At 42.4% G+C, this 12,275-nt stretch carries 15 protein-coding genes; 11 read left to right on the top strand and 4 right to left on the bottom strand.

What is annotated here, in order from left to right; translation table 11 throughout:
* Positions 1-34: 34 nt before the first annotated feature.
* Positions 35-268 (bottom strand): hypothetical protein, encoded by a 234-nt coding sequence (locus FW757_RS20490; RefSeq protein ID WP_182718775.1) that lies wholly within the window; start codon positions 266-268, stop codon positions 35-37.
* A gap of 361 nt (positions 269-629) precedes the next feature.
* Here FW757_RS20490 and hisG point away from each other — a divergent pair, with 361 nt between their 5' ends.
* The 8 genes from hisG to hisIE are packed head-to-tail and all read left to right on the top strand — an operon-like array spanning position 630 to position 7,694.
* Positions 630-1,529 (top strand): ATP phosphoribosyltransferase, encoded by a 900-nt coding sequence (gene hisG / locus FW757_RS20485; protein WP_145235723.1) that lies wholly within the window; start codon positions 630-632, stop codon positions 1,527-1,529.
* A 4-nt stretch (positions 1,530-1,533) separates the two neighbouring features.
* On the top strand, positions 1,534-2,835 hold the full coding sequence (gene hisD / locus FW757_RS20480) for a histidinol dehydrogenase (RefSeq protein WP_446441632.1): 1,302 nt from the start codon (positions 1,534-1,536) through the stop codon (positions 2,833-2,835).
* Positions 2,825-3,910, top strand: a complete 1,086-nt coding sequence (hisC, locus tag FW757_RS20475) for a histidinol-phosphate transaminase (RefSeq protein ID WP_446441631.1) — start codon at positions 2,825-2,827, stop codon at positions 3,908-3,910. Before hisD ends, hisC begins: the two co-directional genes overlap by 11 nt.
* On the top strand, positions 3,907-4,968 hold the full coding sequence (hisB, locus tag FW757_RS20470) for a bifunctional histidinol-phosphatase/imidazoleglycerol-phosphate dehydratase HisB (RefSeq protein WP_145235732.1): 1,062 nt from the start codon (positions 3,907-3,909) through the stop codon (positions 4,966-4,968). Before hisC ends, hisB begins: the two co-directional genes overlap by 4 nt.
* Positions 4,965-5,555 (top strand): imidazole glycerol phosphate synthase subunit HisH, encoded by a 591-nt coding sequence (gene hisH / locus FW757_RS20465; protein WP_149980203.1) that lies wholly within the window; start codon positions 4,965-4,967, stop codon positions 5,553-5,555. Before hisB ends, hisH begins: the two co-directional genes overlap by 4 nt.
* Before the next feature lie 38 nt (positions 5,556-5,593).
* Positions 5,594-6,328, top strand: coding sequence for a 1-(5-phosphoribosyl)-5-[(5-phosphoribosylamino)methylideneamino] imidazole-4-carboxamide isomerase (locus FW757_RS20460; RefSeq protein WP_149980202.1), 735 nt, complete (start codon positions 5,594-5,596; stop codon positions 6,326-6,328).
* Complete coding sequence (gene hisF / locus FW757_RS20455; RefSeq protein WP_182740262.1) at positions 6,310-7,089, top strand: imidazole glycerol phosphate synthase subunit HisF; 780 nt, start codon at positions 6,310-6,312, stop codon at positions 7,087-7,089. The genes FW757_RS20460 and hisF overlap by 19 nt, the downstream gene beginning before the upstream one ends.
* On the top strand, positions 7,080-7,694 hold the full coding sequence (hisIE, locus tag FW757_RS20450) for a bifunctional phosphoribosyl-AMP cyclohydrolase/phosphoribosyl-ATP diphosphatase HisIE (RefSeq protein WP_145235744.1): 615 nt from the start codon (positions 7,080-7,082) through the stop codon (positions 7,692-7,694). Before hisF ends, hisIE begins: the two co-directional genes overlap by 10 nt.
* 204 nt (positions 7,695-7,898) lie before the next feature.
* Here hisIE and FW757_RS20445 read toward each other — a convergent pair whose 3' ends face one another.
* Complete coding sequence (locus FW757_RS20445) at positions 7,899-8,141, bottom strand: helix-turn-helix domain-containing protein (protein ID WP_446441630.1); 243 nt, start codon at positions 8,139-8,141, stop codon at positions 7,899-7,901.
* 72 nt (positions 8,142-8,213) lie between these two features.
* On the opposite strand from FW757_RS20445, the gene FW757_RS20440 reads away from it, so the two are divergent.
* From FW757_RS20440 to FW757_RS20430, 3 genes are all read left to right on the top strand, one after another.
* Complete coding sequence (locus FW757_RS20440; protein WP_182740261.1) at positions 8,214-8,951, top strand: hypothetical protein; 738 nt, start codon at positions 8,214-8,216, stop codon at positions 8,949-8,951.
* Between the two features lie 183 nt (positions 8,952-9,134).
* Positions 9,135-9,647 carry a hypothetical protein gene (locus FW757_RS20435; protein WP_182740260.1) on the top strand — a complete coding sequence of 171 codons (513 nt, stop codon included), beginning with the start codon at positions 9,135-9,137 and terminating at the stop codon, positions 9,645-9,647.
* Positions 9,648-9,700: 53 nt separating this feature from the next.
* Positions 9,701-9,889: a DUF1289 domain-containing protein gene (locus tag FW757_RS20430; RefSeq protein WP_145235756.1), complete on the top strand. Its 189-nt coding sequence runs from the start codon at positions 9,701-9,703 to the stop codon at positions 9,887-9,889.
* Between the two features lie 7 nt (positions 9,890-9,896).
* On the opposite strand, the gene FW757_RS20425 is transcribed toward FW757_RS20430, so the two are convergent.
* Positions 9,897-10,556, bottom strand: coding sequence for an NADPH-dependent FMN reductase (locus FW757_RS20425; RefSeq protein WP_182767963.1), 660 nt, complete (start codon positions 10,554-10,556; stop codon positions 9,897-9,899).
* 150 nt (positions 10,557-10,706) lie between these two features.
* Positions 10,707-11,978, bottom strand: coding sequence for an O-acetylhomoserine aminocarboxypropyltransferase/cysteine synthase family protein (locus FW757_RS20420; RefSeq protein WP_182767964.1), 1,272 nt, complete (start codon positions 11,976-11,978; stop codon positions 10,707-10,709).
* Positions 11,979-12,275 lie beyond the last annotated feature (297 nt).

Below are 12,275 nucleotides of genomic sequence, written 5' to 3'. Positions count from 1 at the left end.
TTATGCATTTTCTATGCATAAGATCCTAGAAATATTACGCCCATGTGTCTAAATGGGTTTCGTCTTCCTCGTCTGTATTGCGCTCTTTCTTAGCTGTTTCAAGCTTTTCTTTAGACAGTAGTTCTTTGCGCTCCAACTGACGTTTTTGCCGCTTTTCACGTTCAATTCGCTGCGCGTTCGAATCTTTTAGCCCCGCAATATGAAAAGCGCCTTTCGACTCAAGTTGCAAACGAGTGATCTGCCCTAAATAAGGGATCATAATATCCATACGTTCCTCCTTTGGTTACTCTTATCATCGGCCGTTATAGCTTATTCTTTAATTTATGCAAAAAAAACTTGCCAGCTTCCCCACAAATGTGTTTTTCTATATGTGAAATTTACTTAAACAGATTAAACACTTTTGTTTACATGAAGCAATGATAAAACGAAAGTTATTTAGGATATATTATAATGCGCTTAAACCTGACAACAGTACATCATCACCACCATTCACCGGAATAACCTGTCAGGTCTTTCGCTGAGAGGTTATTCCTAAAAGGAACCTCTGGCGAGTCAACATACAATGATTCATTTTTCGCCCTGAGGTTCCCTCGGGGTTTTTAGTTTTTAAATTAAAGGAAAAATGAATAATGAGTAATAGCAACCGTCTACGTATCGCCATCCAAAAAGGTGGCCGCCTTTCTAAAGATTGCCAAGACTTACTAAAACAGCTAGGTGTTAAACTTAACTTGCGTGAGCAACGTTTGATTGCCCACTCGACCAATATGCCGATTGACGTACTACGGGTGCGCGATGACGATATACCCGGTCTGGTAATGGACGGCGTGTGTGATTTAGGCATAGTAGGCGAAAACGTACTCGTTGAAGTACAAGCTGAGCGCCAGCGCCAAGGCGTACCAAGTGAAGTTACTAAACTGTCTAAACTTGATTTTGGCTACTGTCGCCTTGCACTTGCATGGCCGTCAGAACTTGGCAAGCAAGATAAAAGCTGGTTTGAAGGCAAACGCATTGCTACCACCTACCCTGAAATCTTAACTCAATACTTAAAGCGTGAAGGCATAAACGCCAGCACAGTAATGCTGACTGGCTCTGTAGAAGTCGCACCACGTGCAGGACTTGCCGATGCAATTTGTGATTTAGTATCTACCGGTGCCACACTTGAAGCCAACGGCCTTATGCAAGGCGATACTATTTTAGAATCAAACGCCTGCCTTATCCAAAATAAAGACTTACAAGATGCTGACAAACTAGCGCTTATCAACAAACTTATGCCACGCTTACGCGGCGTGAGACAAGCCAAAGAAAGCAAATACATCATGCTGCACGCGCCAAAAGATAAACTGGATGAAATTTGCGATATTTTACCAGGCTCTGGCCAACCAACGGTATTAGCGCTTGCTGGCTCTGATGAGTACGTAGCCCTGCACATGGTGAGCAGTGAAACATTATTTTGGGAAACAATGGAGCAATTAAAAGCGCTAGGCGCCAACTCTATCCTCGTTATGCCAATTGAAAAAATGATGGAGTAAGTCAATGTTGCGCTGGAATGAGGTTTCCAAAGATGCACAAGCAGCGGCGCTAATGCGCCCTGCTGTTAGTGCAAGTGTGGAAGTAGAAGCTATTTGCCAAACAATTATGGCAAACGTAAAAGAGCAAGGCGACACAGCCTTACTCGACATGGCTAAGCAATATGATAACCGCGAAAATCCGCGCTTATTAGTGCCGCAAAGTGAGATCAATGCCGCTGAGCAGCAGTTAAGCGCTGAGCTTAAATACGCGATAGACACAGCCTACGCTAATGTAAAACGTTTTCACCAAGCACAGCTACCCAAAGATATTAAATTGTCGACTCAGCCCGGTGTGTTATGTGAACTAAAATACCAAGCCATTGAAGCCGTTGGAATATATGTGCCAGGTGGCAGTGCGCCATTGCCTTCATCAGTGATCATGCAAGGTGTACTGGCGCAGCTAAGTGGTGCGACAACCGTAGTGTTAGCAACACCGGTGCAAGGTGATTTACCGATAAACCCAGCAATTTTATATGCGGCTAAACTATGCGGTATCAAAACAATCGTAGAAAGTGGCGGCGCAGGTGCAATCGCCGCAATGGCTTATGGTACAGACTCAGTGCCCAAGGTGAATAAAATTTTTGGCCCGGGTAACAGCTTTGTGACTATGGCTAAACAACTAGTAGCTCAGACCATACCAGGCATGGCGATCGATATGCCTGCGGGCCCATCTGAGGTGTTAGTGATTGCCGATGAGCGCGCAAACCCTGAATTTATTGCCGCTGATTTATTATCTCAAGCTGAGCACGGCGCTGATTCGCAAGTAATTTTACTGTGTAACAGTGAACGTATGATTGCCCGCACCGAGCAAGCCATTGAACGCCAATTAGCTAAACTATCGCGTCAAGATATTGCCGCAAAAGCATTGGCTAATTCATCGCTTATTTTGGTTGATTCAATCGAGCAAGCATTTGCTGTATCAGCACAATACGGCCCTGAACACTTAATACTGCAACTGGCTGATGCCAACCCGTATTTAAACAAAGTTAAAAATGCAGGATCTGTATTTGTGGGTGACTACACGCCAGAATCTGCTGGTGATTATGCCTCTGGTACTAATCACGTATTACCAACCTATGGCTACAGTGCCACTTATTCAAGCTTAAACTTACTTGATTTTTTTCGCACTTATACCGTACAAACCATTACTCAAAATGGTTTAAAAAACTTATCAAAAGCAATTTTACCATTGGCTGATGCAGAAGGACTTGATGCCCACGCAAATGCCGTTAAGGTGCGTTTAGAGGCGATGAACAATGAGCAATAATCCTTTATTACCGGCCAATATTGATGCATTAGCAGCATATAGCTCGGCAAAAAGTGAGAAACTAACCGGCACAACGTGGCTTAATGCAAATGAAAGCCCGTATGTTAAAAGTATCGATATCAGCATTAATGATTTAAATCGCTACCCTGATCCGCAGCCTATGAATGTTATTAACCGCTATGCTGATTACGCAGGACTCACTGCTGAACAAGCACTTATGACCCGTGGTGCGGATGAAGGTATTGAGCTACTGGTACGCACCTATTGCCAACCAGAGCAAGATTCGGTTGCTTTATTTTTACCTACGTACGGCATGTACAAAGTCACCGCCGACACCCACAACGTAGCAATAAATGGCTTAAGCCAAGCATTATTACTCGATGGTACTGTTGATGAAATAATCAACGCTGTTGGTAATAGCAAATTAGTGTTTATTTGTAATCCAAATAACCCAACAGGCAGCTTAACACCGCTTGAAAAAATAAAGGCTATTGCAACAGCACTTGCCGATAAAGCACTGGTCGTTGTGGATGAAGCCTATATTGAATTTTGCCCAGAGCAAAGTGCAAGCAAACTCATCAACGAATTTGCCAACATAGTAGTACTTAGAACGCTCTCTAAAGCATTTGCGTTAGCAGGCCTGCGTACAGGCTTTACTCTTGCCCAATCGTCAGTACTAGCGCCAATCCGTAAAGTGATTGCACCGTATCCAGTATCAACGATAGTGGCAAGCATTGCTGCAAATGCACTCAGCCCAGATGCCATTACTTCAATGCGTCGCCAAGTAAGTATTTTAAATGCACTAAGGGCAAAGCTAAAGCAGTGGCTCGAAGCCTCCCCTGCCGTATTACAAGTGCTCAGTGGCGAAGGAAACTTTGTCACCCTAAAGCTCGCCGATAAAAACAGCTTTAATATCGCACTTGAGCAAGGCTTAGTTATGCGTGCTTTTACTTTATACGGCGAAAACGATTGGCTACGTATTTCAATCGGCAGTGAGCAAGAACTAGAACAAGTAAAAATATGGTTAGATGGCCTAAGCCAATCAGCCACTTTTAAAGAGCAGGAAGTATCATGAGCAACCCGTATTTATTTATCGACCGTGATGGCACTATTATTGAAGAGCCAATCACCGACAAGCAAGTAGACAGTCTTGAAAAGTTAGCGTTTTTACCAAACGTGATCCCTGCTCTTTTGCAATTACAAGGCGCAGGCTATCGTTTAGTGATGGTGTCAAACCAAGATGGCTTAGGCACTGACAGCTTTCCAACGGCTGATTTTGATATTGCCCAAGATAAGATGATGGCTATTTTATCAAGCCAAGGCATTAAATTTGACGACGTATTAATTTGCCCACACTTTAATGAGCAAAATTGTGATTGTCGTAAGCCAAAAACAGGGTTGCTTACCGAGTTAATGCGCTCAGGTAAAGTCGATTTAGCACGCTCATTTGTGATTGGCGATCGCCAAACAGATATTGGCCTTGCACAAAACTTGTGTTGTGAAGGTATTTTGTATGACGGTGATTGGAATGCAATTGTCACTAAACTTACCACCGCTGATCGACAAGGCCGCGTGACTCGCAACACTAAAGAAACGCAAATTGATGTAAAACTCAATTTAGATCAAAGTAAAAATGGCGAGATCAGCACCGGCCTTGGCTTTTTTGATCACATGCTTGATCAAATTCGCACCCATGCCAATATTGGCCTTGATATTCAAGCCAGCGGCGACTTGCACATTGACGAGCACCACCTTGTTGAAGATATCGGCATTGCCCTTGGTTTAGCGCTTAAACAAGCCCTTGGTACTAAATCACAAATTGCTCGCTATGGTTTTGCCCTACCGATGGATGAATGCAAAGCAGAGGCACAAATTGACTTGTCAGGTCGTGCTTCGTTTGTATTAAACGCTAACTTTAGCCGTGAAAAAGCCGGTGATTTAGACGTACAAATGGTTGAGCACTTTTTCAAAAGCTTAAGCGACAATGCAGCGATCAGCTTAATATTGTCGGTTAGCGACGGTAACTGTCATCACCAAGTTGAAGGTTTGTTTAAAGCGTTTTCTCGCGCTTTACGTATGGCCATTGCCGCTGACGCCAGCCAACAAACAGCAAGCTCTAAGGGGTGTTTATGATTGCCATAATTAACACCGGTTGTGCCAACATAAACTCTGTACGCTTTGCTTTTGAGCGCTTAGGGCAAACGCCAGAAGTGATCACCTCGCCAGAGCAACTTAAAAACTTTGAACGCGCCATTTTACCAGGTGTTGGCCATGCATCTGTTGCTATGAAGCGCTTGGTAGAAGGCGGTTGGCAACAGGCAATCAATGAATACCAACGCCCTCTGATGGGGATTTGTTTAGGCATGCAGTTACTGTGCGAAAGCACTGAAGAAGGTAATGTGCAATGCCTTGGCAAAATACCTGGGCACGTTAAAGCACTTGATGTGGGTAGTTTAACGTCTCCGCACATGGGTTGGAATAACCTCACCGTTAATCGTGAACATGCTTTAACCAAAGGCCTTGATGCAAACAAGCAAGTATATTTTGTGCATAGTTTTGCTCATACCGTGAATGATGCAACATTGGTTAGTGGCGAATACGGGCAAACCTTCTCAGCGATTGTTGCCAACGATAACTACGCGGGTATGCAATTTCACCCTGAACGTAGCGCTAAAGTCGGCACTCAGTTATTGCAGAACTTTTTAGACTGGCAGCTATAAATAAAGCGTATCAACACAAATTAATAAAGAGAATTCAAGTGATTATTCCAGCATTAGATGTATTACAAAATCAAATTGTGCGCTTATATCAAGGTAAATACGATACCGCACAGTTTTACCCGTTTGAGCTTGGTGCGCGCTTACAAGAGTATGCACAAAGCGGCGCAGGTAAATTACACCTTGTTGATTTAGAAGGCGCACGCGATCCTAATAAAAAACAATGGCAACACATTCAAGCAGCCACCAAAGTACTTAACGTACCGTATCAAGTTGGTGGCGGTATTCGTACTGAACAAGACGTAAGCGACTGGCTTAAAGCCGGTGCTAACCAAGTAGTAATTGGCTCTATGGCGGTTGAAAAACGTGATGAAGTAAAAAGCTGGATTGAAAAATTCGGTGCCAAGCACTTTGTTATCGCCCTCGACGTTAATAAAACCGACAATGGCTGGGCACCTGCCACCCACGGTTGGTTAAGTGAATCAGAATTCGGCTTATTTGAATTAGTCGATTTTTATGTAGCACTGGGTGTAATTGATTTTCTATGCACGGACATCAGTAAAGACGGCACCATGACTGGTCCTTCGTTTGCATTATATGAAGACTTAATAAAACACAACAGCAATATTAAAGTACAAGCATCTGGGGGTGTAAGCTCGCTTGATGACATTAAAAAGCTCAAAGAGCTTGGTGTAGGCGGTGTTATTTTAGGTAAGTCACTGCTTGATGGCGCATTTAATGTAGAGGAGGCGTTGGCATGTTATCAAAACGCATAATCCCGTGTTTAGACGTTAAAGACGGCCAAGTAGTCAAAGGCGTTAAATTTAAAGGCCACGAAGTGGTTGGCGACATATTAACAATGGCTAAAGCGTATAGCGAAGCTGGTGCTGACGAACTGGTATTTTATGAAATTAGCGCCAGTGTTGAAAAACGCCTTCTCGATGTAAACTGGGTAGAGAGCATAGCACGTCATATTGATATTCCATTTTGTGTTGCAGGTGGTATTAAATCAGTGGCTGATGCAGCACGCGTATTAGAACGCGGCGCTGATAAAATCAGTATAAACAGCCCTGCTATTGCCCGCCCTGAGCTTATCAAAGAACTACATGATGAGTTTGGTAAACAATGTGTCGTTGTCGGCATTGATAGCTTTTACGATGAAGTAACTGGCGAATATTTAGTGTATCAGCTTACTGGCGATCCTAATGCGTCAAGCCGCACCCGTTATAAAACGCAAGAATGGGTAAAACGCGTGCAAGACTTAGGCGCAGGCGAAATCGTACTCAACTGCATGAACCAAGATGGCGTACGCAATGGCTACGATAACCAGCAGCTGTCTAAAATGCGTGCTTTGTGTGATATTCCTCTTATCGCCTCAGGTGGTGCTGGCACCATGCAAGATTTTGTCGATGTATTTAAACAAAGCCACGTTGATGGCGCACTGGCAGCCAGCGTATTTCACAAAAATGTGATCAACATCGGCGAATTAAAACAATATTTAATAGATAACCAAGTGGCGGCGCGACTATGCAACTAACCAAACAAAACCTTACCCAAGTTGATTTTGCTAAAAGCGAATTGATCCCTGCCATCGTGCAAGATGCCCGTACTGGGGTTATTTTAATGCAAGGCTTTATGAATCAAGAATCGCTGGAAGTCACCTTTGAAAAGCAAAAAGTGACGTTTTACTCGCGTTCAAAAAACCGTTTATGGACCAAAGGCGAAACCTCTGAGAATTACTTAGAAGTAGTGTCTGTCCATACTGATTGCGACTATGACTCTATTTTAGTGCTGGCTAACCCGCTTGGGCCAACTTGTCACTTAGGCACACAAAGTTGTTTTGGTGATGCTGCAAAACCAAGCCTAAGCTTCTTAGCGCAGCTTGAGCAAGTAATTGTATCGCGTAAAAACGACGACCCTGAAAAAAGCTACACCGCCTCTTTGTTTGCTAAAGATTTAAGCCGCAGTTGTCAAAAAGTGGGTGAAGAAGGCGTTGAGGTCGCTTTAGCTGCAATGAAACATGATAACGAAGAGCTAACCAACGAATCAGCTGATTTGTTATATCACTTAATCGTATTGCTACAGCGCCAAGGCCTAGAGCTACAAGACGTAGTAGCGTGTTTGCAAGGAAGACATAAGTAAGTTTATCTGCTCTTGTTTATTAAGCGCTGAGTTTGCTCAGCGCTTTGTTTAAAGACCTTTAAGTAAGTTGTTTACAAAAAGGCTAAGAGGCGCCGCGCTGAATACCAAGCAAAAAGTCTTTTAAAATAAAATAGTTAAAACAGAAAATGCAACTGCGGAATATGAAAGGCTAGACTGCATCCAAGTCAGCTTTTAAAGTCTAAATCACGCTATTGCTGCAAGAGCTTTATTTTCTGGCAGTGAGAGCATTTTTAACGCTGCGTCTCTTGGTTTACTTTCACCTTGTTCCATTTCCTCACTCGTTATCACTAACATTAAAATAGCAAGCGAATACAGGTTGGGAAAGATTATTTTGTTGCCTAAACTTCGTACTTTCTCGGGCGTAAATTCATGTACCGTAGTTAAGCAAAGCGCATCAAACTTTCGCATTAAAATAAAAATTATCAAATCCCCTTTAAACCTTTTTAGTCGCTCTATACGACTAAACTAAAAACACCACAAAAATGAAAGGGAATAATAATGATTAACGCATTCACACGATTGACTCTGATTGGCACTGTACTGCTATCTGCTCAAGCTTTGGCTTGGAATAACGAGATGACACTACAAGACACAAAAAAGCTTACCCTTGATGCTCAATCACTATCAGCATTAAACGTTGAAGCAGGTTCGGGCTTTTTACATATCGTAGGCAGTAATACCGACACTGTGACGGTAAAGGCTGAAATTTATCAATATGAAGCGCATGACAACTACTGCCTTACTTTAGATAAAAGTGGCAACTCAGCAAAATTAACTGCGAATAATTGTGATAACCACAGTGAAGATCATACGCGCATAGATCTAACGGTGTCGCTACCAGCAACATTCTTGCTTGATATTACCGATGGATCAGGCGAGATCTCGATTGAAAATGCAGCTGAAACTAGCATTCATGATGGTTCTGGCGCAATTATAATCAATAATATTTCGGGTCAATTAACCATTGAAGATGGCTCAGGCGCAATCACTGCGAGCAATATTACTGACAGTGTAAACATCCATGACGGCTCTGGCAGTATTGAACTGGCAAACACTCAAGGTGATGTAATCATTCATGATGGATCGGGTAATATCGATGTGCAAAACATTGTCGGCAAAGTAACAGTAACCGATGGATCTGGTGGTATTTATGTTAACAAAGCAGGCGATTTTACTTTACTTGCTGATGGTTCAGGTAGCGTTACAATAAAAAATGTGCCTATTCAAAATCTATAAGTGGCTGCGTTTGCTTAAAGAAATACTTAGTTTTGGGGCAAAAAAATTTAAAAATTGCGCTAAAACGTTTGATATAAGTCATGCAATAATTTTATTTTCACGTCTTTAATGGCATTTTTTCAAGCCCTTAGGTATCCTTTAAGCAACTACGAAGGATTAGCTATCACAAAAGGATAGTCCACTATGAAAAAGTATTTATCGGTATTATTAACAGGCCTTATTTTATCGGGTTGTAGCAGCTTAACAACAGAGCAAAAAGCAAGTATTGATAACCTCACGCCTTGTGAAAAAATCAATGGTTTATTAGCCGCCTACGACTCACGTTTTGAAGTGTTAAAGCGCACCCGTGTAAATACAAAGTACGCAGAAACCTGGACAGCTAAATACAATCTCGTTGGTGAAGCATGCCAAATCAGTGCTTTGGATGCCGATACAGTGACTTATCGTTGCCAAGATAATTACCAAGAAAAAACGCAAGCGGTGGCCATTCATCAAAAGGCTGTTGATTTCACCCGAGCTTGTTTAGCGCAAAATAACTGGCACGAACAACAAAAAGAATCTGCTGATTCATTACGCACTACCTTTGTACTTGATGAAAAAAACCCAGCTATTTCAATTCATACCGGAAAAACTTTATCTCGCTCAACGCCTTGGTCTACCTCATTTGAAGTAGGTAAATCGGTAGCAAATAAATAGCATTAAAACCATAAAACAGGTCAGCAAATGTTGACCTACTTGGCTAAGGATTTATGAATTCAACACCCCAAAAAAGTTCATCGCTATTAAAAACCGACTGCATTGGGAAATGCCACCGTCTCAAAGGCTATTGCAGCGGCTGCGGCCGAACTAGCGACGAAATATTTGACTGGATCATTTTATCAGACCAAGAGAAACAAGCTATTTTAGATACTCCAAGAGAGGATACTAATACCCCATAGCTTATTATTAAGGTGCATTGCGTTGCGACGGGTCGCGTTTAAAGTCTTTAATTAATTGCTTAGGGTCAAGCTCCTCACGTTGCTTACTTGCTGCCTCAGCCCACCACAGTAACTGATTAAACGACCGCGAAAAATATTCGCGCCATGATGCTTGCTCTGCCTCATTGTTTGTTTCACCACTTTCAATAAATACATCCTGTGCTTTTGGCACATGGATCATAGCCGACACCGGCAAACACCCAAGTTCACTTAAAAAACTGCGCATCCCAACAGCGGCACGAACGCCACCCCACTGCCCCGCAGAATACGTAACAATAACGCTGGGTTTGTAAGCAAATAAAGAGCTACCAAAATGGTTTAATAGATTAGCCAATGCTGGACTCATTGAATGATTGTACTCAGGGCTGACCATAATAAAACCATCACTGGCTTTAATTTTTTCCGCTAGGTCATCGAGTTTTTTAGGCACCTCGGCTTGTGAATAAGCAAAGTGCGGTTTGAATATAGGGTCCAGCTCATAGTCTAGCGGATCTATCAGTTCAATATCGTGATCACTGTATTGCTCAAGCAAACAGCGTTGGCATGCCTTGGCAACTCTTTCACCGAGACGTGCCGGCTTAGGTGGCGAGCTTTTTCGAACTGAACCTAAAAAAATTAATAGTTTCATGTACTGGCACTCCATTTTATTTAAATCATTATACGAATATAAACGTAAATTTGTGCGGTAGGTCATAAATAAAACCTACCTTACAAGCAAAACATAAAATGCATGTTTAAACATTAATGTGGATCACGCTTTACCCTGTAGCTAACATTACTAAGCTTTATCGAGCGCTTGGCTTACATCAGCAATGATATCGTCGATGTTTTCAATACCCACTGATAAACGAATTAAATCGCGGCTAACCCCTGCGTTCGCCAATTCTTCATCATTTAATTGTCGATGCGTGGTTGATGCTGGGTGGCAAGCCAATGACTTTGCATCACCGATATTTACTAAACGTAAAATCATATTCAGCGCATCAATAAAGTGAGTGCCAGCTTCAAGGCCACCCGCTATCCCAAAGCTTAAAATACCAGACGCTTTGCCACTAGTGGTTGTTTTACTCATTGCGTTATAGGGACTTGACGCTAACCCCGCGTAATTAACCCAAAGCACCTTAGGGTGATTCTCTAGGTATTCAGCAAGCTGTTGCGCGTTTTCACAGTGGCGCTGCATTCTTAGCCCTAAAGTTTCAAGACCAATTAAAATGTCAGAGGCGTTTTTAGGCGCAAGTGCCGCACCGGTATTTCTAAGTGGAACAACACGGCAGCGACCAATAAACGCCGCTTCAGCAAAAGCATCGGTATAAACCACATTATGATACGACGGATCAGGCTCATTCATCATCGCAAAACGAGTGGCATTAGCTTTCCAGTCGAACTTACCCGAATCAACAATTATGCCGCCAATCGCCGTACCATGGCCGTTAATATATTTAGTAAGCGAATGCACCACAATATCGGCACCCAACTCAAATGGCCGGCATAAATACGGCGTTGCTACCGTGTTATCAACAATCAGCGGCACGCCTTTGCTATGGGCTATTTTAGCTAATCGAGCGATATCAACAATATTCCCTGCAGGGTTACCAATCGACTCACAAAAAACCGCACGGGTATTCTCATCAATCGCGTTTTCAAAACCGGCAAAGTCATCCGCTTTAATCATCCGCGCTTCAATACCTTGGCGAGGTAGACTATGGGCAAATAAGTTATAAGTACCACCATACACTTGGCTGGTACTGACAATATTAGTGCCCACTTCACACAAACATTGAATTGCGTAAGTGATGGCCGCCATACCAGAGGCCACAGCAAGCGCACCAATGCCCCCTTCCATGGCCGCAATACGCTGTTCAAGCACCGCATTAGTCGGGTTCATAATACGAGTATAAATATTCCCGGGTACTATTAAATCAAATAAATCAGCACCATGTTGAGTACTATCAAACGTATACGATGAGGTATTATAAATCGGCACCGCCGCCGATTTAGTTGTAGGTTCAGATTCATAACCGTGATGCAGCGCTAAAGACTCAAGTTTCATAATTATTTCCTTCAATTAATTTGCCACTAAGCTAGCATTTATTGGTTATAAAGTGCACATGAAATATATTAAAGGATGTTGAAGTAATTAGATTTAAGTTAAATTCTGCTAAGAGAGAATTATGTTAGTTTGTTCCACCTTAAACGAACACCTGCTTTTCTTAAGAAAGTGGACATAGCTGTTTATTATGGTTTAGGCTGTGAAGCGTGCATTGACTGATTGAACGTATCTTAACTCCAGATCGTCCTCTGGACTTTTCAGCTATAAAAAATAAAAAGAACAATAATCTGTTGTATT

The sequence above is a fragment of the Pseudoalteromonas sp. 1181_04 genome, from assembly GCF_052850545.1.
Note: the sequence above shows the minus strand (reverse complement) of the source record. Positions and strands in the feature narration are given on the sequence as shown.